The sequence below is a fragment of the Mycobacterium avium subsp. avium genome (assembly GCF_009741445.1).
GTDB classification, from domain to species: domain Bacteria; phylum Actinomycetota; class Actinomycetes; order Mycobacteriales; family Mycobacteriaceae; genus Mycobacterium; species Mycobacterium avium.
The window spans coordinates 2,791,436-2,810,292 of record NZ_CP046507.1 but is presented as its reverse complement, the minus strand read 5'-3'; the positions used below and the strand labels follow the sequence as shown (position 1 = coordinate 2,810,292).

Annotated in this window: 18 protein-coding genes and 2 tRNA genes; 13 read left to right on the top strand and 7 right to left on the bottom strand. The window is 68.1% G+C overall.

The annotated features are described in order from the left end of the window. Positions 1 to 10: 10 nt before the first annotated feature. The 3 genes from MAA44156_RS13015 to MAA44156_RS13005 all read right to left on the bottom strand — a co-directional run bounded on the left by MAA44156_RS13015 (position 11) and on the right by MAA44156_RS13005 (position 3,096). Positions 11 to 1,021: a pyridine nucleotide-disulfide oxidoreductase gene (locus MAA44156_RS13015; protein WP_009975927.1), complete on the bottom strand. Its 1,011-nt coding sequence runs from the start codon at positions 1,019 to 1,021 to the stop codon at positions 11 to 13. A 72-nt stretch (positions 1,022 to 1,093) separates the two neighbouring features. Next, entirely contained in the window at positions 1,094 to 2,707 is a 1,614-nt protein-coding gene (locus MAA44156_RS13010) for a glycoside hydrolase family 13 protein (protein ID WP_224119111.1), read from the bottom strand. Next, the gene (locus MAA44156_RS13005) at positions 2,707 to 3,096 is read right to left on the bottom strand and encodes a globin (protein WP_009975930.1); all 390 of its coding nucleotides are present in this window, start codon (positions 3,094 to 3,096) and stop codon (positions 2,707 to 2,709) included. Before MAA44156_RS13005 ends, MAA44156_RS13010 begins: the two co-directional genes overlap by 1 nt. 143 nt (positions 3,097 to 3,239) lie before the next feature. Between MAA44156_RS13005 and MAA44156_RS13000 the strand changes: the two genes are divergently transcribed. The 3 genes from MAA44156_RS13000 to MAA44156_RS12990 all read left to right on the top strand — a co-directional run bounded on the left by MAA44156_RS13000 (position 3,240) and on the right by MAA44156_RS12990 (position 4,637). Beyond that, positions 3,240 to 3,887 carry an HNH endonuclease gene (locus tag MAA44156_RS13000; RefSeq protein WP_003875839.1) on the top strand — a complete coding sequence of 216 codons (648 nt, stop codon included), beginning with the start codon at positions 3,240 to 3,242 and terminating at the stop codon, positions 3,885 to 3,887. 65 nt (positions 3,888 to 3,952) lie between these two features. Further along, a complete protein-coding gene (gene ctaJ / locus MAA44156_RS12995; protein WP_003877446.1) occupies positions 3,953 to 4,183 on the top strand; it encodes an aa3-type cytochrome oxidase subunit CtaJ in 231 nt (76 codons plus the stop codon). After that, positions 4,170 to 4,637, top strand: coding sequence for a DUF5130 domain-containing protein (locus MAA44156_RS12990; RefSeq protein WP_003875841.1), 468 nt, complete (start codon positions 4,170 to 4,172; stop codon positions 4,635 to 4,637). Before ctaJ ends, MAA44156_RS12990 begins: the two co-directional genes overlap by 14 nt. On the opposite strand, the gene pepN is transcribed toward MAA44156_RS12990, so the two are convergent. Beyond that, complete coding sequence (pepN, locus tag MAA44156_RS12985) at positions 4,634 to 7,225, bottom strand: aminopeptidase N (protein WP_009975931.1); 2,592 nt, start codon at positions 7,223 to 7,225, stop codon at positions 4,634 to 4,636. The genes MAA44156_RS12990 and pepN overlap by 4 nt on opposite strands. A 107-nt stretch (positions 7,226 to 7,332) precedes the next feature. Between pepN and MAA44156_RS12980 the strand changes: the two genes are divergently transcribed. The 4 genes from MAA44156_RS12980 to MAA44156_RS23815 all read left to right on the top strand — a co-directional run bounded on the left by MAA44156_RS12980 (position 7,333) and on the right by MAA44156_RS23815 (position 9,703). Then, positions 7,333 to 7,956: a mycothiol-dependent nitroreductase Rv2466c family protein gene (locus MAA44156_RS12980; protein ID WP_009975933.1), complete on the top strand. Its 624-nt coding sequence runs from the start codon at positions 7,333 to 7,335 to the stop codon at positions 7,954 to 7,956. 55 nt (positions 7,957 to 8,011) lie between these two features. Continuing rightward, positions 8,012 to 8,491: a ribose-5-phosphate isomerase gene (locus MAA44156_RS12975; RefSeq protein ID WP_003875844.1), complete on the top strand. Its 480-nt coding sequence runs from the start codon at positions 8,012 to 8,014 to the stop codon at positions 8,489 to 8,491. An 18-nt stretch (positions 8,492 to 8,509) separates the two neighbouring features. After that, the gene (locus tag MAA44156_RS12970) at positions 8,510 to 9,316 is read left to right on the top strand and encodes an Fpg/Nei family DNA glycosylase (RefSeq protein ID WP_009975935.1); all 807 of its coding nucleotides are present in this window, start codon (positions 8,510 to 8,512) and stop codon (positions 9,314 to 9,316) included. Between the two features lie 90 nt (positions 9,317 to 9,406). Further along, positions 9,407 to 9,703, top strand: a complete 297-nt coding sequence (locus MAA44156_RS23815) for an Mtp family mycobacterial-type pilin (RefSeq protein ID WP_472419732.1) — start codon at positions 9,407 to 9,409, stop codon at positions 9,701 to 9,703. A gap of 66 nt (positions 9,704 to 9,769) precedes the next feature. On the opposite strand, the gene MAA44156_RS12965 is transcribed toward MAA44156_RS23815, so the two are convergent. Together MAA44156_RS12965 and MAA44156_RS12960 are read right to left on the bottom strand one after the other, a co-directional pair. Continuing rightward, positions 9,770 to 10,960 carry a serine hydrolase domain-containing protein gene (locus tag MAA44156_RS12965; protein ID WP_009975937.1) on the bottom strand — a complete coding sequence of 397 codons (1,191 nt, stop codon included), beginning with the start codon at positions 10,958 to 10,960 and terminating at the stop codon, positions 9,770 to 9,772. Positions 10,961 to 10,992: 32 nt separating this feature from the next. Continuing rightward, positions 10,993 to 11,063, bottom strand: a tRNA-Gly gene (locus MAA44156_RS12960). 148 nt (positions 11,064 to 11,211) lie between these two features. Here MAA44156_RS12960 and MAA44156_RS12955 point away from each other — a divergent pair. The 4 genes from MAA44156_RS12955 (at position 11,212) to clpP2 (ending at position 14,103) form a co-directional block, all read left to right on the top strand. Continuing rightward, positions 11,212 to 11,288, top strand: a tRNA-Pro gene (locus tag MAA44156_RS12955). A 68-nt stretch (positions 11,289 to 11,356) separates the two neighbouring features. Next, positions 11,357 to 12,751, top strand: a complete 1,395-nt coding sequence (tig, locus tag MAA44156_RS12950; protein ID WP_009975939.1) for a trigger factor — start codon at positions 11,357 to 11,359, stop codon at positions 12,749 to 12,751. A gap of 129 nt (positions 12,752 to 12,880) precedes the next feature. Further along, the gene (locus MAA44156_RS12945; RefSeq protein WP_009975941.1) at positions 12,881 to 13,471 is read left to right on the top strand and encodes an ATP-dependent Clp protease proteolytic subunit; all 591 of its coding nucleotides are present in this window, start codon (positions 12,881 to 12,883) and stop codon (positions 13,469 to 13,471) included. After that, positions 13,468 to 14,103 carry an ATP-dependent CLP protease proteolytic subunit ClpP2 gene (gene clpP2 / locus MAA44156_RS12940; protein ID WP_003875849.1) on the top strand — a complete coding sequence of 212 codons (636 nt, stop codon included), beginning with the start codon at positions 13,468 to 13,470 and terminating at the stop codon, positions 14,101 to 14,103. The genes MAA44156_RS12945 and clpP2 overlap by 4 nt, the downstream gene beginning before the upstream one ends. A 21-nt stretch (positions 14,104 to 14,124) precedes the next feature. On the opposite strand, the gene mmuM is transcribed toward clpP2, so the two are convergent. Further along, the gene (mmuM, locus tag MAA44156_RS12935; protein WP_009975942.1) at positions 14,125 to 15,000 is read right to left on the bottom strand and encodes a homocysteine S-methyltransferase; all 876 of its coding nucleotides are present in this window, start codon (positions 14,998 to 15,000) and stop codon (positions 14,125 to 14,127) included. Positions 15,001 to 15,332: 332 nt separating this feature from the next. Here mmuM and clpX point away from each other — a divergent pair, with 332 nt between their 5' ends. Next, positions 15,333 to 16,613, top strand: coding sequence for an ATP-dependent Clp protease ATP-binding subunit ClpX (gene clpX, locus MAA44156_RS12930; RefSeq protein WP_003875851.1), 1,281 nt, complete (start codon positions 15,333 to 15,335; stop codon positions 16,611 to 16,613). 286 nt (positions 16,614 to 16,899) lie between these two features. Next, positions 16,900 to 18,855 carry a 2-oxoacid:acceptor oxidoreductase subunit alpha gene (locus MAA44156_RS12925; RefSeq protein ID WP_085988248.1) on the top strand — a complete coding sequence of 652 codons (1,956 nt, stop codon included), beginning with the start codon at positions 16,900 to 16,902 and terminating at the stop codon, positions 18,853 to 18,855. Positions 18,856 to 18,857: the final 2 nt, after the last annotated feature.

Sequence of the window (18,857 nt, the reverse complement as noted above, 5' to 3'; positions counted from 1 at the left end):
GTCGCGCGGATCAGGGGCCGTAGCGCAGCCACAGCGGCAGCACAGAATCCAGGTAGTCCATGAATTTCTTCAGCCCCACTCGGAATTGCCCGTAGCCGTACGGGTCTTCGGCGTACTGGGGGAACGCGATGCCCACCCCGAACAGGCCGGGAGCAAGGATCCCGGTGGTCGGGTTGTAGTCCAGCCGGCCCCATTGCGGCGTCTCGGGCAACGTTCTGCGCTCGAAGCCGACGGTGTAGACCACCCGGTCGCAGCGTGCCAGATTCTCGGCGAACTCCGGGCTGGACACCAGACACCGGTGCAGCCGTTCCGGCAGCACCCCGTCGATGTTCTCCCGCGCCCACACCGCGGCCTGGCCCTTCAGGCCGGTGTCGTCGAAGAGAATCCAATCATCGAAGTAGACAGCGTATTTCAGCGGGCTCCGGTAGAAGTTGATCACCTTTTCGACCGGCTGGCGCAGCAGGTTGGGCAGCGCGATCATCGACGAGTGCGATGAACCGAACACGCCCACTGTCGCCCCGGAAAGCGGTTGGCGGGCGAGCTTTTCGGGATCCAGTGCGACTTCCACCGGAATCTCCTCCAGGCCGGGGTGGCAAAGCTTTTTGGGCACCGCCCCGACGGCCAGGATCACGTTTCTGGAGAAAATCTCGCGCTGCTCGGTCTCGATCCGCCACCGCCGGTCCGACAGGTACAGCGCGGTGGCGGTGGTGGTGACGGTGTCGACCCGCTCACGCAGCTGCCCGGTGACCCACAGCAGGGGTTCGGCCACCAGCGCCAGCGCGCAGGTTTCGCCGGCGTCGATTTCCCGCAGCGGCATGGGCGGTGCCTCGGAGAACCGAAATGACTTGCAGCCGTTGAAATATTCGAGAAACAGCCCGGCGTGCGTGTTGCTGGACACCGATCGCCACTTCTGGCCGATGTCTCCGGCGGCGAAGGCGGGGTCGATCCAGGCGATGCTGTCCGCCCCGTGATCGAGCAGCCGGCCCACCGCCGCGATGCCCGCCGGCCCGGCGCCGACCACTGTCCACTCGTAGCAAGCCATGGGTCAACATATAGAGCAGCGGGCGGCGAAATGCTCGCCCCGGTCGCGCCGCTAGGCCAGCCAGGCCGCCGCGTCCGGGGGCAGCTTCCCGTCCAGCAGCGGCGCGCTCGCCAGCACCAGTTCGCCCGGCGGCAGCGGCACGGGCTGCTCGCCGCTGTTGAGGGCGCACACCAGCCCGCCGGGACGCCGGAACGTCACCGCATCGGCGGTCGCCTCCAGCCATTCGACGCCGTCGCCGTCGAATTCCACACGGCGCCTTCGCAATTCGAGGGCCCGCCGGAAGAACGACAACGTCGAGTCGGGGTCGTCGCGCTGCTTTTGCACCGTCAGCGCCGCCCACTCCTTCGGCATCGGCAGCCAGGTGTCGGTGCGCGAGGAGAACCCGAACGGGGGAGCCTGGCCCGACCAGGGCATCGGCACCCGGCATTTGTCCCGGCCCCGCTCGGTGTGTCCCGAGCGCTCCCAGGTCGGGTCCTGCAACACCTCGTCGGGCAACTCGACGTCGGGCAGGCCCAGCTCCTCGCCGTTGTAGATGAACACCGCGCCGGGCAGGGCGAGCATCACCATCGCCATCGCGCGGGCGCGGCGCAGCCCGACCTCGCCGCCGCCGTAGCGGGTGACCTCCCGCCCGACGTCGTGGTTGGACAGCGTCCAGGTCGGGGTGGCGTCCTGCAGGGCGGTGGCGGCCAGCGAGTTCTGGATCGCGTCGTGGATCTGGGCGGCGTCGAAGTCGATCTTGGTCAGCCGGAAGTTGAACCCGAGATGCAGTTCGTCGGGCCGCAGGTACTCCGCCCAGCGGGCGTTGTCGGTGACCCACACCTCGCCGACGGTGACCGCGCCCGGATAGTCGTTGACCACCTTGCGGATGTCGCGGTGGATGTCGTGCACGCTCGGGTGGTTGAAGCGCGGGTCGTCGTCGCTGTGGTGCAACACCTTGGACTCGAGGTCCGGCGAATCCGGCAGGCCGGCCGGTTTGGCCATGCCGTGGGCGACGTCGATGCGGAAGCCGTCCACGCCGCGCTCCAGCCAGAACCGCAGCGTCTTCTCGAAGTCGTCGAAGACGTCCGGGTGCTCCCAGTTCAGGTCGGGCTGCTCGGTGTCGAACAGGTGCAGATACCACTGGCCGGGATTGCCGTCGGGTTCGAGCACCCGGGTCCAGGCCGACCCGCCGAACACCGAGGTCCAGTTGTTCGGCGGCAGCTCGCCGTCCGTGCCGCGGCCGTCCCGGAAGAAGTAGCGCTGCCGGGCGTCGGAACCCGGCCCGGCCGCCAGCGCCGCCTGGAACCACGGATGCGCCGAGCTGGTGTGGTTGGGCACCACGTCCATGGTGATCTTGATGCCCCGCCGGTGCGCCGCGGCGATCAGCCGTTCGATCGCGGCCATCCCGCCGAACAGCGGGTCGATGTCGCGCGGGTCGGCGACGTCGTAGCCGTGGTCGGCCATCGGGGAGACGGTGACCGGATTGAGCCAGATCGCGTCGACGCCCAGTTGCTCGAGGTGGTCCAGATGCGCCGTCACCCCGTCGATGTCGCCGACGCCGTCGCCGTCGCTGTCGGCGAATGACCTCGGATACACCTGATAGAACACCGCGCTCGACCACCACGGCTTGGATTGCATTGCACCCCGCTCGGTTTCGTGGGCTGACATCACTTCGTGGGCTGACATCACAACGGAGAATTCACCAGCGAGTGCGCGGCCATCTCCAGATAGTCGAGCAGCTCGCGACGGTGCTCGTCGTCCAGTGTCTTCGAGTCGATCGACGCCACCGCCGTGTGCATGCAGCGCAGCCAGGCGTCGCGGGCCAGGGGAGTGATCCGGAACGGCACGTGACGCATCCGCAGCCGCGGATGCCCGCGCCGGTCGGAGTAGGTGCGCGGGCCGCCCCAATACTGCTCGAGGAACATCCGCAGCCGTTCCTCGGCGCCCTCGAGGTCATCGAGCGGATAGAGCTCGCGCAGGATCTCGTCCTCGGGCACCTGGGCGTAAAACCGCGACACGATCGCCTGAAACGTCTCGGCACCGCCGACCGCGTCGTAAAAGCTCACCTGATCCATCGCCGTCCATTGTGGTGCATCCGCGCCGTCACGCACCGGAGCGGCCCGAGCCCACTCCGGCTGTTCACCGGATCGACACGGCGTTCACCTGCAATAGGCGTGCGATTGGCGGCGAATCATGGTGGACTGTTCGCGGAGGATCTATGGCGCAGGGCAAGAAGCGCCGCCGCCACCGCAGCCAGGTGGCCGCGGCAGGGTTGACCGGGCCCCCGACCGCGTCCTCGCTGCACAGTGTTGAAACCCATCCGCCCACCCGCCCGGACAGCACGTCCATCTGGAGTCGCCGGCGGGTGCTGCTGCTGAATTCCACCTACGAGCCGCTGACCGCGCTGCCGATGCGGCGCGCCATCGTCATGGTGATCTGCGGAAAGGCCGACGTGGTGCATCACGATCCAGCGGGCCCGGTCATCCACTCGGCGACCAGCTCGATCGTGATGCCGTCGGTGATCCAGCTGCGCAGCTACGTCCGGGTGCCCTACCGGGCGCGGGTCCCGATGACCCGCGCCGCGCTGATGCACCGCGACCGGTTCTGCTGCGCCTACTGCGGGGCCAAGGCCGACACCGTCGACCACGTGGTGCCGCGCAGCCGCGGGGGTGACCACTCCTGGGAGAACTGCGTCGCCTGCTGCTCGACGTGCAACCACCGCAAGGGCGACAAACTGCTCAACGAGCTCGGCTGGACGCTGCGCCGGCCGCCGCTGCCGCCCACCGGCCAACACTGGCGGCTGCTGTCGACGGTCAAGGAGCTGGACCCGGCCTGGGCCCGATACCTCGGTGAAGGTGCGGCCTGAGCCACATTCCGGTGTCCGGACGAGTGCAGCCCGGTGCGTGGGATACGGTTTGCGTCGTGAGTTCTATGCAGATGCACCTGTTCATCGTCGGAATACCGCTGTTGCTGGTGATCGTCTTGTCGGTGCTGATCTGGTCCCACAAGGGACCGCACCCGGCGACCTACAAGCTGGGCGAGAAGTGGACCCACCCGCCGATCCTGTGGGCGGCCGTCGATGAGGACGTCGGCCACGCCGGTCACGGTGGACACGGCACGTCGGAATTCACAGTCGGAGGTGGCGCCAGTGGCACGTGGTGAGGTAGCGACGAGGGAACCCGCCGAGCTGCCCAACGGCTGGGTGATCACCACCAGCGGCCGGATCTCCGGGGTGACCGAGCCCGGTGAGCTGTCCGTGCACTACCCGTTCCCGATCAAGGACCTGGTGGCCATCGACGACGCGCTGAAGTTCGGGTCGCGGGCGTCCAAGACGCGGTTCGCGATCTATCTGGGCGACCTGGGCACCGACACCGCCGCGCGGGCCCGCGAGATCCTGGCCGACGTGCCCACCCCGGACAACGCGGTGCTGCTGGCCGTCTCACCCGATCAGAAGGTCATCGAGGTGGTCTACGGTTCCGCGGTCCGGGGTCGCGGCGCCGAATCGGCCGCGCCGCTGGGTGTCGCCGCGGCCTCCTCGGCGTTCCAGCGGGGCGATCTGGTGGACGGCCTGGTCAGCGCGATCCGCGTGCTGAGCGCAGGGATCTCGCCGGCCTAGTCAGCTGTCGCGTCGAAGCGACGCGCCCGCAGCGCACGCTTCACCCCGGCCTGGCCCTCGAGCACCAGCCGCCGCAGCGCCGCCGGCACCTGGGGGTCCGACAAGAACCTGTCCGCCGCCGCGATGCCCTCGTCGCTGATGTCCCAGGCCGGATACAGGCCGACCACCACCGTCTGGGCCACTTCGCTGGATCGCCGCGCCCACACGCCCGGGATCGCCTCGAAGTAGCGCGGGGTGAACGGCTTGAGCAGCTCGTGCTGCCCGGGCTGGGCGATGCCCGCGATCATCGAGCGGGCCGTGATGTTGGCCAGGGTGTCGTCCTCGACCACCGTCGTCCACGCCTGCTCCTTGACCGGCAGCTGCGGCCGCGCCGCCGCGGCCTGCGCGGCGTGCCGCTTGCCGGCGGCCGTCGGGTCACGCTGCACCTCGGCATCGATGAACGGCGTCGCGGGCCCGTCGGCGTCGATCTCGCCGGCGGCGGCCAGGGCGGTGACGATCCGCCACCGCAGGTCGGTGTCGATCTCCAGGCCGGCCAGCCCCAACTCGGCCGGGTCATGGTCGAGCAGATCCGCCAGCGTCACCACATGGCGCGTCGACAACAGCGACGAGCACAGCGCGTTGACGAAGGCCAGCTGGTGATCCGACCCGGTCTCGGCGGCCCGCGCCAACTCCAGCAGCCGGTCGGCGAACTGCGGCCAACCGTGGTCGCGCGCCCATTCCGGCTCGGCGTAGGAGCTCAGCGCCGTCTGCGCCTGCAGCAGCAGCCGCTGCGCCACGCCGACCTCGGTTTCGCCCTGCACGCCGCCCGCCACCAGGGCCACGAAGTCGCGGGCCCGCAGTTCGGCCTCGCGGGTCATCTCCCAGGCCGCCGACCAGACCAGCGAGCGCGGCAACGGCTCGGCGATGTCGGCGATGCGATCCAGCGCGGTGCCCAGCGACTCGGCGTCCAGCCGCACGGAGCAGTAGGTCAGGTCGTCGTCGTTGACCAGAACCAGTTTGCCTCGCGAAACACCAACCAGCGCAGGCACTTCCGTGACAGGACCCTCGACGTCGAGTTCCGCCCGGTGCACTCGCACCAGCTTCCCCGACCCGTCGTCGTCGTAGATGCCGATCACCAGCCGGTGCACCCGGGTCTCCCCGGCGCCCGGGGCGGCACCACTCTGGGTCACCGCGAACCGGGTGAACCGGCCGCGGTCGTCGACGTCGAAATCCGGCCGCAGCGTGTTCAGCCCGGTGGTCTTCAGCCACTGCCGACCCCAGTCGGACAGGTCGCGGCCGGATGCCTTCTCCAGCGCGGCGACCAGATGGTCGAAGGTGGCGTTGCCGAACGCGTGGGCGCGGAAGTAATCGCGCAGCCCGGCCAAAAAGTGCTCCAGCCCGACGTAGGCGACGAGTTGTTTGAGCACCGAAGCGCCCTTGGCGTAGGTGATCCCGTCGAAGTTCACCTCGACCGCGGCCAGGTCCGGGATGTCGGCGGCGATCGGATGCGTCGACGGCAGTTGATCCTGGCGGTAGGCCCACGACTTCTCCACCGTCGCGAACGTCGTCCACGCCTCGGTGAATTCCGTTGCCTCGCTTTGGCACAGCACCGACGCGAAGGTGGCGAACGACTCGTTCAGCCACAGATCGTCCCACCAGGCCATGGTGACCAGGTCCCCGAACCACATGTGCGCCATCTCGTGCAGCACCGTCTCGGCGCGCCGCTCGTAGGAGGCCCGGGTGACCTTGCTGCGGAACACGTAATCCTCGAGGAGGGTCACCGCGCCCGCGTTTTCCATTGCGCCGGCGTTGAATTCGGGCACGAACAGCTGATCGTATTTGCCGAACGCGTAGGGCATCCCGAAGTTCTTGTGGTAGAAGCCGAATCCCTGCTTGGTCTGGGTGAAGAGCCGTTCGGCGTCCATGTACTGCGCCAGCGAGGCCCGGCAGTAGATGCCCAGCGGGATCTCCCCGTGCTCGTCGACGTAGCTGTCCTTCCACTCGGCGTACGGGCCGGCGATCAGGGCGACCAGATAGGTGCTCATCCGCGGCGTGGTGGCAAACGTGTGCACCCGGTGTTGCGCCGCGTCGTTCACCGACACCGCCGCGCTGTTGGAGATCACCTTCCAATGCCGGGGCGCGGTCACCCGCACGTCGAAGGTCGCCTTGAGGTCGGGCTGGTCGAAGCAGGCGAACATCCGCTTGGCATCGGCGGTTTCGAATTGCGAGTACAGGTAGACCTCGTCGTCGACCGGGTCGACGAAGCGATGCAGACCCTCGCCGGTGTTGGAGTAGCGGCAGTCCGCGTCGACCACGACGACATTGCGGTCGGCCAGCCCCTGCAACGGGATCCCGGTGGATTCGTCGTAGCCGGAGACGTCGATGTCGCGACCGTTGAGGGTGGCGCTGCGCACGGTGTCGGCGGCGATGTCGATGACGGTGTCGGCGCCGGCCAGCGCGTCGAACACCACCGTGGTGATCGAGCGGAAGGTCCGTTCGCCGGGAGCGCCGTTCCCGTCGGTGAGGTCGAGGTCGATCCGGTAGCCGGCTACGGTGACCAGCGCGGCGCGCTCGACGGCTTGTTCGCGGGTGAGATTGGGAAGTGCCACGTGTCCAACTTACGGGGCGGGCAAACCGGGAACAGGATGCAGACGCCTACGGTTGTGCAGATCAGTCTTTCAACTCCACGAGCAACTCCCACACGAGAGGATCCGCCATGGCGCAGCAGGCCCCCGCGAAGAACAAAGCCGATTTCTGGTTCGACCCGCTGTGCCCGTGGGCATGGATCACCTCACGCTGGATCCTCGAGGTGGAAAAGGTCCGCGACATCGAGGTGAACTTCCACGTGATGAGCCTGGCGGTGCTCAACGAGAACCGCGAGGGCCTGCCCGACGAATACCGGGAGCGGTTGGCCAAGGCGTTCGGCCCGGTGCGGGTGGCCATCGCCGCCGAACAGGCGCACGGCGCCGAGGTGCTTGCGCCGCTGTACACGGCGATGGGCACCCGCATCCACAACGAGGGCAACAAGGACCTCACCGACGTGATCAAGCAGTCGCTGGCCGAGGTGGGCCTGCCGGCCGAGCTGGCCGAGGCCGCCGACACCGACGCCTACGACGACGCGCTGCGCAAGAGCCACCACGCCGGCATGGACCCGGTCGGCGACGACGTCGGCACCCCCACCATCCACGTCAACAACGTGGCGTTCTTCGGGCCGGTGCTGTCCCGGATCCCGCGCGGCGAGGAAGCGGGCAAGCTGTGGGACGCCTCGGTGACGTTCGCGTCCTACCCGCACTTCTTCGAACTCAAGCGAACCCGCGACGAGAAGCCCGAATTCGACTAGCCTGCCGCACACAGCCGCGGGCCCGGCGGCCCGCGGCTGTGTAAGGATTGCGGGCATGCGCGTCTACCTCGGCTCTGACCACGCCGGATTCGAGCTCAAGCAGCAGATCATCGCCCACCTCGAGCAGTCCGGCCACCAGCCGATCGACTGCGGCGCCTTCAGCTACGACGCCGACGACGACTACCCGGCGTTCTGCATCGCCGCCGCGACGCGCACCGTGGCCGACCCGGACAGCCTCGGCATCGTGCTCGGGGGGTCGGGCAACGGCGAGCAGATCGCCGCCAACAAGGTTCCCGGCGCCCGCTGCGCGTTGGCCTGGAGCGTGGAAACGGCGCAGCTGGCGCGCGAGCACAACAACGCCCAGCTGATCGGCATCGGCGGTCGCATGCACACCGTGGCCGAGGCGCTGGCCATCGTCGACGCCTTCGTGACCACGCCGTGGTCGAAAGCCCCACGCCACCAACGGCGTATCGACATACTGGCCGAATACGAACGCACCCACCAAGCCCCGCCGGTACCCGGCGCCGTGGGCTGAGGTCGGCAGGGTCCGCGCGTGCCCGAAGGCCATACCCTGCACCGGCTGGCCCGGCTACATCAACGCCGTTACGCCGGCGCGCCGGTGGCGGTGACCAGCCCGCAGGGCCGCTTCGCCGAGGCGGCCGCGGTGGTCGACGGCCGGGTGTTGCGGCGCACCAGCGCCTGGGGCAAACACCTGTTTCACCACTACGCGGGCGGCCCGATCGTGCACGTGCACCTGGGACTGTACGGCTCCTTCAGCGAATGGGAACGTCCCGGCGACGGGCCGTTGCCCGACCCGGTCGGGCAGGTGCGGATGCGCATGGTCGGCGCCAGCCACGGCACCGACCTGCGCGGCCCGACGGTCTGCGAGGTCATCGACGAGGGGCAGGTCAGCGACGTGCTGGCCAGGCTGGGCCCCGACCCGTTGCGCGACGACGCCGACCCGTCCTGGGCCTGGCAGCGAATTGCCAAGTCGCGCAGACCTATTGGCGCGCTGCTGATGGACCAGACCGTGATGGCCGGGGTGGGCAACGTGTACCGCAGCGAGTTGTTGTTCCGGCACGGCATCGACCCGTACCGGGCGGGCCGCGACGTGGGCGAGGCCGAGTTCGATGCGGCCTGGACCGATCTGGTGGCGCTGATGAAGGTGGGCCTGCGGCGCGGCAAGATCATCGTGGTGCGGCCCGAACACGACCGCGGCGCCCCGTCCTATCGCCCCGACCGGCCGCGCACCTACGTGTACCGGCGGGCCGGCGAGGCCTGCCGGGTGTGCGGCGAGCCCGTCCGGACTGCGGTGCTGGAGGGCCGAAACGTGTTCTGGTGCCCCACTTGTCAGAAGTGAGCCCGCCCGCTCGATCGCCCCGGTTGGCAGGAAGCTCACAGGCAAGAAACGCCAGGCCATTGTTTAGCCAAAGCATCTATACGGGTATGAGTGTTCTTCGTGAAAACTCTTCCACGTTTGGCCGCAACGGCCCTCGCGATCGGTGGGCTGGGCCTGGCCGGCTTGGGCATCGCAACGGTAGCCCAGGCCCATCCCGGGCCCTTCCCGCAATGGTGCCCCGGCGAATTCTGGGATCCGGGCTGGGGAAACAACTGGGACTGGAACAACTGCCATGACTGGCGTGGGGGCCCGCCCCCGCCGCCTCCGGGTCCGCCGGGACCGCCACCCCCGGGCTGGGGCCACCCTGGTCCAGGCGGACCGCCGCCGCCGCACGGCTGGCACCCCTGACGCCGCGCACGTCCACGAAACCCGAACGCGCCCCGCCGATCCGGGCGGGGCGCGTTCGCGTCGCAGTTAGCGGACGCCCAGCACGGAGTAGACCTCGTTGGACAGCGCCAGGCTCCGCGGATCGGCGTTGGCCTTGGTGGCGTCGAAGCGATTCATCACGTACGCGTAGCCGATCCGGTGTTCCAGGTCGACGAATCCGAACGAGCCGCCCAGCCCGCCGTGGCCGAAGATCCGCGGGTTGGGTCCGTTGACGCACCGCTGGTTGAGCATGTACCCCAGGCCCCAGCCGTGGTCGGCGACCCGGGGTCCCAGCACCAGGTCGGTGTCCAGCCCGCCCTGGCACACCCGCACCCGGTCCATGTGCTCGCGGCTGAGCAACTTCTCCTGGGCCAGCGCGTTGTAGAAGGTCGCCAAGCCGAGCGCCGACACCTGCCCGTTGGTGCCCGGGAACTCCAGTTCGCGCCACAGGTTCAGATCGTGCGAGCCCAGCTCGTCGTCGGGGGCGAAACCCATCGAGATGGACAGCCCGGCCTTGGGGTGCTCGGCAAGGCTCCTCGGGTCGGTGGGGGCGTTGGCGTCGGCCAGCAGGTCGCGGGCGTGCGGCTTGTTGACCCGCTCGGCGCAGCGGTGTTGTTCGGCCAGCGGCAACCCGATGTGGACGTCGGCGCCGAACGGTCCGGCGATCTCGGTGCGCAGGTAGTGGCCGATGGTTCGGCCGGTGACCCGGCGGAACACCTCGCCCATGATGAAACCGAAGGTGGTCATGTGGTAGCCCTGGGCGGTGCCCGGCTCCCACCACGGCTCGGCGGCGGCCAGCTGTTCGCAGACGTAGTCCCAGTCGGCGACCTGTTCCCAGCGCATCCGGGTGCGCGGCCCGATCACCCCGGATCGGTGGCTCATCACCATCGCCAGGGTGATGTCTTGTTTGCCCGCCTGGGCGAACTCGGGCCAGTAGCGGGCCACCGGCGCCTGTAGGTCCAGCTGCCCGCTGTCGGCCAGTCGATGCACACAGGTGGCGGACAGGCCCTTTGTGCCGGACAGCACCGTGGTCAGGGTGTTCTGCTGCCAGGGGCGGGTGCGCGCGGCGTCGGCCCAGCCGCCCCACAGATTGACGACCAGCGACCCGTCCACCCAGACGGCGACGGCCGCGCCGACCTCACCGCCATGGGTGAAATTGCGCTCGAAGGCGTCGCGTACCCCGACGAAGTCCGGCGCACATGAGCCATGAATCGGCGCGTCCGTCTTCAGGTCGCTCATGGCGCCTCTCTATCGAGAAGATAGTTAGCCCGAGCGGGCGACGGGAATCGAACCCGCGTAGCTAGTTTGGAAGACTAGGGCTCTACCATTGAGCTACGCCCGCATGTGTCTAGTCGAGCGTGACTGTAGCTGGCGACGAAGATCAAATCTAATCGACGCGGCTTTGTGACCACCCCGTGAGGTCCGCGCGGTCGCTGCGAAGCCTGTGGCGGACCTGGCTTCGAGGGGCCTTAGGATCATCGAGGTCAGCGCGGGGTGTAGCGCAGCTTGGTAGCGCATCCGCTTTGGGAGCGGAAGGCCGCAGGTTCAAATCCTGTCACCCCGACCAGCACGACCGGCCCCGTGCCCCGCGCACGGCCCACCGACCGCCAGCAACGAGTACCAAGGAGCACACCCGTGAAGAGCACCGTCGAGCAGTTGAGCCCTACCCGGGTGCGCATCAACGTGGAGGTCCCCTTCGCCGAACTCGAGCCCGACTTCCAGCGGGCCTACAAGGAACTGGCCAAGCAGGTGCGGCTGCCCGGCTTCCGGCCCGGCAAGGCGCCGGCGAAGTTGCTGGAGGCCCGCTTCGGCCGGGAGGCGATGCTCGACCAGGTCGTCACCGAGGCGCTGCCCGCCCGGTACGGACAGGCCGTGGCCGAGTCGGAAGTGCACCCGCTGGGCCAGCCCGAGATCGAGGTCACCAAGAAGGAGTACGGGCAGGAGCTGGCCTTCACCGCCGAGGTCGACGTCCGCCCCGAGCTGAACCTGCCGGACCCGGGCGCCCTGAAGATCTCGGTGGACCCGATCGAGGTCACCGACGAGGACGTCGACGCCGAACTGCAGTCGCTGCGCGCCCGCTTCGGCACCCTGACCGGGGTGGAGCGCCCGGTGGCCGAGGGGGACTTCGTCTCGATCGACCTGTCGGCCACCATCGACGGGCAGGAGGTGCCCGGCGCCACCGCCCAGGGGCTGTCGCACGAGGTCGGCTCCGGCCGGCTCATCGAGGGGCTGGACGAGGCCCTGATCGGGATGTCCGTCGACGAATCCCGGGAGTTCACGACCAAGCTGGTGTCGGGCGAGCACGCCGGCCAGGACGCCCAGGTGACGGTCACGGTCAAGTCGGTCAAGGAGCGCGAGCTGCCCGGGCCCGACGACGAGTTCGCCCAACTGGCCAGTGAATTCGACACCATCGACGAGCTGCGGGCCAACCTGCGCGAGCAGGTCGGCCGGGTCAAGCGGGCGCAGCAGGCCGAACGCATCCGCGACGCCGCGATCGACACCCTGCTCGAGCAGGTCGACATCCCGTTGCCGGAAGCAATCGTCAAGGCCCAGGTGGACAGCGCCCTGCACGGCGCGCTGCACAGCCTCAACCACGACGAGTCCAAACTCGAGGAAGTGCTTGCCCAGCAAGGGAAGTCCCGCGAGGAGTTCGAGAACGAGACGCGCACCGCCGCCGAGACGGACGTCAAGAAGCAGTTGTTGCTCGACGCACTGGCCGACAAGCTGCAGGTCCAGGTCGGCCAGGAAGACCTGACCGAGCGGCTGGTGGCGACCTCGCGGCAGTACGGCATCGAGCCGCAGCAGTTGCTGGCCTACCTTCAGGAGAACAACCAGCTGCCGGCCATGTTCGCCGATGTGCGACGGGCGCTGGCCATCGCCGAGGTGATCCGGGCGGCGACGGTCACCGACACCGCCGGCAACACCATCGACACCAGTGAGTTCTTCGGCAAGCGCCCGTCGGGCGACGGCGCCGCCGATGAGGACGCCGATCAGGCCGACGAAACCACCACGGCCGACGCCGGCGAATGACCTTGCCGATGACGCTGTGAGCGAACGCGGCCCGTTTCCGGGGCGCGTGGCCGCGAAACGGCGGGCCCGGTTGGTTAGTGTCGGTGCAGAGAAGAACTCGAGAAAGCAGGTAACCCAGTCGTGTCTGACATGCGTTCGCCCTCGCAGGGTCTCAACCTCACGGACTCGGTCTATGAGCGCTTGCTGTCCGAGCGCATCATCTTCCTGGGTTCGGAGGTCAACGACGACGTCGCCAACCGGCTGTGCGCGCAGATCCTGCTGCTCGCCGCCGAAGACCCCACCAAGGACATCTCGCTCTACATCAACTCCCCGGGCGGTTCGATCAGCGCCGGCATGGCCATCTACGACACCATGGTGCTGGCGCCCTGCGACATCGCCACCTACGCGATGGGCATGGCCGCCTCGATGGGCGAGTTCTTGTTGGCGGCGGGCACCAAGGGCAAGCGCTACGCGCTGCCGCACGCCCGCATCCTGATGCACCAGCCGCTCGGCGGGGTCACCGGCAGCGCGGCCGACATCGCCATCCAGGCCGAGCAGTTCCACGTCATCAAAAAGGAGATGTTCCGGCTCAACGCCGAATTCACCGGACAGTCGATCGAACGCATCGAGGCCGACTCCGACCGCGACCGCTGGTTCACCGCCCAGGAAGCCCTCGAGTATGGGTTCGTCGACCACATCATCACCCGCGCCGCCACCATCACCAACGGAGAAGCACAGTGAACCCTCAGATCCAGCCCCAGGCGCGCTACATCCTGCCGTCGTTCATCGAGCACTCCAGCTTCGGGATCAAGGAATCCAACCCGTACAACAAGCTGTTCGAGGAGCGCATCATCTTCCTCGGCGTCCAGGTGGACGACGCGTCGGCGAACGACATCATGGCGCAGCTGCTGGTGCTGGAGTCGCTGGACCCGGACCGCGACATCACCATGTACATCAATTCGCCCGGCGGCGGATTCACCTCGCTGATGGCCATTTACGACACCATGCAGTACGTGCGCGCCGACATTCAGACGGTGTGCCTCGGTCAGGCCGCCTCGGCGGCGGCGGTGCTGCTGGCCGCCGGCACCCCGGGCAAGCGGATGGCGCTGCCCAACGCGCGGGTGCTGATCCACCAGCCGTCGCTGCAGGGCGTGATCCAGGGGCAGTTCTCCGACCTGGAGATCCAGGCCGCCGAGATCGAGCGGATGCGCACGCTGATGGAGACCACCCTGGCCCGTCACACCGGCAAGGACGCCGCGACCATCCGCAAGGACACCGACCGGGACAAGATCCTGACCGCCGAAGAGGCCAAGGACTACGGGATCATCGACACCGTGCTGGAGTACCGCAAGCTGTCGGCGCAGACGGCCTAACTCGCTGCGCCGAACGTGCACTCAGGGCGATTTTTTGGCGGAATTTTCGCCGTCACTGCACGCTCGGCGAACGGCCGCGATGTCGGTGGGCCGCACCCGGCAGCATCCGCCGACGATACGTGCTCCCGCCGAGATCCATTGGCTTGCAAGTTCTGCGGAAAACTTTGATCGGCCCGTCCAGACGCGACCATCCCAGTGCTCTCCGCTGTTGGGATACACGATCACGGGTTTGCCGACGGCTCGGGCCGGCCCGATCGCCGGAAGCACATCATCCGGCGCGCAGCAATTGACGCCGACAGCGACAATCTCGGGAACCCCTGCCGCCACCGCGAAAGCGTCGGCCAGCGGCTGACCCGCCCGGGTGTGGGCGCCGTCAATGGTGTAGCTCAGCCACGCCGGCACACCGAGCGAGCGCACCAGATTCACCAGCGCCTCGGCCTCGTCGACGTCGGGGATGGTTTCCACTGCCAAGACGTCCGCGTCGGCGTCGGCCAACACCTCCAGCCGCGGCCGGTGCCAGTCCTCCAGCTGCCTCACGCTGAGCCCGTAGCGGCCGCGGTATTCGGAGCCGTCCGCAAGTGCGGCGCCGTACGGGCCCACCGACGCGGCCACGTAGCCCGCAACACCTGCCTCATCCCGCGCAGCCTTGGCGAGTTCGACACTGCGCCGAAGCAATCCGGCGGTGTCGGAACGGCTGATTCCGCGGGCCGCGAAGCCCTCGAAGGACGCCTGGTAGCTGGCCGTCGTCGCGATCATCGCCCCGGCGCGGAAGTAGGCGGCGTGCACCGCGCCGATCTCCTGCGGGGCGTCGGCGAGCAGCCGCGCCGACCACAACGGGTCGGAGAGGTCGTGACCGCGCGCTTCCAGCTCGGTGGCCAGGCCGCCGTCGAGCAGCACGGGAGCGCTGGGCCAGGTGAAGCCCCGGGCTGAACCCACCTGGCCACTGTAGGGTGATTTCGTGGGGGTTCGCCCACGCCTCGAGCCGGCCGCCAGCCTCGGTCGCATCACGACCGCGACACGCCAAAGACACGCAAAGCGCGTCTATCGCGAGTCACGGGCACCGTGTGGCTATATGTTTCATCCATACGGAAAGAGGCACGAACCCCCGCAATACCATGAGCGCGATTCGGCGTTTATGGTCGCGGCGGGCCCGATCAAGCGGGTAGCGTCGGTGAATACATGCGGGACAGGCAAGACCAACGGCGAACAGGAAGTAGGCCCTCAGCACCATGGCGCGCATCGGAGACGGCGGTGACCTGCTGAAGTGCTCGTTCTGCGGAAAGAGCCAGAAACAGGTCAAGAAACTCATTGCTGGCCCCGGCGTGTACATCTGCGATGAGTGCATCGACCTCTGCAACGAGATCATCGAAGAGGAGCTCGCCGACGCCGACGACGTGAAGCTCGACGAGCTGCCCAAGCCGATCGAGATCCGGGAGTTCCTCGAGGGATACGTCATCGGGCAGGACACCGCCAAGCGGACGCTGGCCGTGGCGGTCTACAACCACTACAAGCGCATCCAGGCCGGCGAGAAGGGCCGCGACTCGCGCCACGAACCGGTCGAGCTGACCAAGTCCAACATCTTGATGCTGGGGCCGACCGGATGCGGCAAGACCTACCTGGCCCAGACGCTGGCCAAGATGCTCAACGTGCCGTTCGCCATCGCCGACGCCACCGCGCTCACCGAGGCCGGATACGTCGGTGAGGACGTGGAGAACATCCTGCTGAAGCTGATCCAGGCCGCCGACTACGACGTCAAGCGCGCCGAGACCGGCATCATCTACATCGACGAGGTGGACAAGATCGCGCGCAAGAGCGAGAACCCGTCGATCACCCGCGACGTGTCGGGGGAGGGCGTGCAGCAGGCCCTGCTGAAGATCCTGGAGGGCACCCAGGCGTCGGTGCCGCCGCAGGGCGGCCGCAAGCACCCGCACCAGGAGTTCATCCAGATCGACACCACCAACGTGTTGTTCATCGTCGCGGGCGCCTTCGCCGGGCTGGAGAAGATCATCTACGAGCGCGTCGGCAAGCGGGGCCTGGGTTTCGGCGCCGAGGTGCGCTCCAAGGCCGAGATCGACACCACCGATCACTTCGCCGAGGTCATGCCCGAGGACCTGATCAAGTTCGGTCTGATCCCCGAGTTCATCGGCCGGTTGCCCGTGGTCGCCTCGGTCACCAACCTGGACCGCGAGTCGCTGGTCAAGATCCTGTCCGAGCCGAAGAACGCTCTGGTCAAGCAGTACACCCGGCTGTTCGAGATGGACGGCGTGGAGCTGGAGTTCACCGACGACGCGCTGGAGGCGATCGCCGATCAGGCCATCCACCGCGGCACCGGGGCCCGCGGCCTGCGCGCGATCATGGAAGAAGTGCTGCTGCCGGTGATGTACGACATCCCGAGCCGCGACGACGTCGCCAAGGTCGTGGTGACCAAGGAGACCGTGCAGGACAACGTGTTGCCAACGATCGTGCCGCGCAAGCCGTCGCGCACCGAGCGTCGCGACAAGAGCGCCTGACGCGACGCCGCGCCCCTGCCGCGGCTAAGCGCGGCGGTTAACGCTCACGACGTGACCAATAACACAGTTTGGTGCGGTCCGCGTCGGCGCCCCCGCCCTGACTTGGGCTTTTGGTGAGTTAACGGCCGCGTGTGGCGGGTATCAGGTGACCATGTACGCGCGAAATGAGTGCCATAATTGGTACCGCCAGTGACATAAAACCGTGATGGCCGGAGACTCACTTCGCCGGCGCGTAATCTGAAGCTGCGCGAACTGTCTGTCCGGTGAACAAATGGAGGGCAACGACGTGGATCCGAACGGCAGCGGAGCCGGATCAGACTCACAGAATGGGGCTTCCCCCAACGGATCTAGCCGTCAGCGCCTGGAACAGGTCGTCATCCGCTTCGCCGGTGACTCCGGTGACGGCATGCAGCTCACCGGCGACCGGTTCACCTCCGAGGCAGCGCTTTTCGGCAACGACCTGGCGACCCAGCCGAACTACCCTGCCGAGATCCGCGCGCCCGCAGGCACTCTGCCCGGTGTCTCGTCGTTCCAGATTCAGATCGCCGACTACGACATCCTGACCGCCGGCGACCGGCCCGACGTCCTCGTCGCGATGAATCCCGCTGCGCTGAAGGCCAATATCGGCGACCTACCCCGCGGCGGCATGGTGATCGCGAACTCCGACGAGTTCACCAAGCGCAACCTGACCAAGGTGGGTTACGTCACCAACCCGCTGGAGACCGACGAGTTGTCCGACTACGTGGTGCATTCCGTCGCGATGACCACGCTGACGCTCGGTGCCGTCGAATCCATCGGCGCGTCGAAGAAGGACGGTCAGCGGGCCAAGAACATGTTCGCGCTGGGCCTGCTGTCGTGGATGTACGGTCGGCCGATCGAAACCAGCGAGAAGTTCATCCGGGAGAAGTTCGCCCGCAAGCCCGAGATCGCCGAGACCAACGTGCTGGCGCTGAAGGCCGGCTGGAACTACGGCGAGACGACCGAGGCGTTCGGCACCACGTACGAGGTTTCCCGCGCGACGCTGCCGGCCGGTGAATACCGGCAGATCTCCGGCAACACCGCGCTGGCCTACGGCATCGTCGCGGCCGGTCAGCTGGCCGACATTCCGGTCGTGCTGGGCAGCTACCCGATCACGCCGGCCTCCGACATCCTGCACGAGCTGTCCAAGCACAAGAACTTCAACGTCATCACCTTCCAGGCCGAGGACGAGATCGGCGGGATCTGCGCCGCGATCGGCGCCTCCTACGGCGGCGCGCTGGGCGTCACCACCACGTCCGGGCCGGGCATCTCGCTGAAGTCCGAAGCGCTCGGGCTGGCCGTGATGACCGAACTGCCCCTGCTCGTCGTCGACGTGCAGCGCGGCGGGCCGTCGACCGGGCTGCCCACCAAGACCGAGCAGGCCGACCTGCTGCAGGCGTTGTTCGGCCGCAACGGCGAGTCGCCGGTCGCGGTGCTGGCGCCGCGCTCGCCGTCGGACTGCTTCGAAACCGCGCTGGAGGCGGCGCGCATCGCGGTGTCGTACCACACCCCGGTGATCGTGTTGTCCGACGGCGCGATCGCCAACGGCTCAGAGCCGTGGCGCATTCCGGACGTCAGCACTCTGCCGCGCATCACGCACGCCTTCGCCAAGCCGGACGAACCGTTCCAGCCCTACGCCCGCGACCCCGAGACGCTGGCGCGGCAATTCGCCGTTCCGGGCACGCCGGGCCTCGAGCACCGCATCGGCGGGCTGGAAGCCGCGAACGGCTCGGGCAACATTTCCTACGAGCCGGTCAACCACGACCTGATGGTGCGGTTGCGCCAGGCCAAGATCGACGGCATCTCGGTGCCCGATCTCGAGGTCGACGACCCCACGGGCGACGCCGAGCTGCTGCTGATCGGGTGGGGCAGCTCTTACGGCCCGATCGGTGAGGCCTGCCGGCGCGCGCGGCGCAAGGGCATCAAGGTGGCGCACGCCCACCTGCGCTACCTCAACCCGTTCCCGGCCAACCTGGGCGAGGTGTTGCGGCGGTACCCGCAGGTGGTGTGCCCGGAGATGAACCTGGGGCAGCTGGCCCTGCTGCTGCGCGGCAAGTACCTGGTAGACGTGCAATCGGTCAGCAAGGTACAGGGCGTGGCGTTCCTGGCCGACGAGATCGGTCGCGTCATTCGCGCCGCGCTGGGCGGCACGCTGGCCGAGGTCGAGAACGACAAGACGATGGTCGCCAGGATGGCGGCGGCAACGGTTGGAGCCAGCGCATGAGC